Genomic DNA, 1,254 nt, shown 5'->3' with positions numbered 1-1,254 from the left:
CAGGCTTCTCTCATTCTCTCTTTATCTCAAGTGTCATAGAGTGGAGCAATATAGATTCTTCAGCTACTCTATTCTAGTAGAGTTATCTCGGTACAGTACATTGCACAGTATAGTTCATTAATGTGCACTAAGACCGCAATGGACGACAAGAAGATGGGGGCAGCTGCCTCCGAGGATACCAATACAAAGCTTCCTCCTTGCGGTAGTACGACTGCAGACAAGAAACGGGCCTCCAAAGACAGCAACGTCAGTGCCAAGAATGGTGGTAGTGACAGCAAGAAACCAGCGGCCCACAAAGCCAAGAAAACCGTCACGAAGCGCAAGAGTCCTCCTGTGGCTCAAGCTCCAGTTGCTGCTGCTGCCGCTGCTGCTGGTGGTTCAACGGCCAGTGGCGAAAGCGACGAGTCGGCCCTCGAAAGGCGAAGAAGAATTAGCCGCATGAGCTCGAAGAGACTCCGAGACAAGGTCAAGAATAAGATGGAAGACCTCCAAGGAAAACGCGCTGAGATTGAAACTATGAATGACGCCCTCAAGTCAGAGAATGCGAGTCTTCGTGACAGGATTGCAATGGTCAGATCCTGTATGCCTGGTGTCACTCAGCAGCAACAGCCTTCTGCGCGAGGGGTAAGTTCGAGAGGGCTTTCAGAATTGGCAGGGTTAGCTGGCGCTCTCTCGGGTGGCGGTGGCGGCGGCTTAGGTGGCCTAAATCAAGCTTCTCTTGGATTCAGCCCTACACAGACGGCAGCTGGTTTCGGCACAACTGCCGCTGCAGGAAGTGGATCTGGTATCACTTCATCGCCATCATTAGCATCAGCTGGTTTTGGCACTGGCATGGGAGCCTCAAACGCTTCCCTTTCGGCTGACCGCCAGCAACATGGCCAGCTGGATGATCTAACGCTGCAGTTGCTAGCTGCTCGGCAGCGACAGCAACAATTACAACAGTTACAGGCCCACGCTTCGTTCGCTTCATCTCAAGCAGGTTTCAGTCCTTGGTTGTCTTCTGCCTTAGGTGCGGCCCCGGGTGCGACAGGAGGAGGAGGCTTTGGTGGCTTTTCTGCTGGCTTCAATGCATCATCGCTGGGCCGAAGCCAAGGTAACCCGTTGGCTGAACTTTTGGCTTTTCAAGGTGCACGTGGTGGAGGATTCTCGTCATCATCAGCAGGACTTGGGGGATTTTCAGGTACTGGTGGTGGTGGTGCAAATCTAAGCTCGCTTGTTGCCTCGCTACCTCAAGGCCATTTGTCTTCCTTTGCA

Annotated in this window: 1 protein-coding gene; it reads left to right on the top strand. The window is 53.0% G+C overall.

Annotation, left to right across the window (positions count from 1 at the left end):
• Positions 1-138: 138 nt before the first annotated feature.
• On the top strand, positions 139-1,254 hold a 1,116-nt coding region (locus tag V6D20_05230), incomplete at its 3' end, for a hypothetical protein (GenBank protein HEY9815192.1).

The sequence above is a fragment of the Candidatus Obscuribacterales bacterium genome, assembly GCA_036703605.1.
Taxonomy (GTDB): Bacteria; Cyanobacteriota; Cyanobacteriia; order RECH01; family RECH01; genus RECH01.
This window is presented reverse-complemented; position numbering and strand designations above follow the sequence as displayed.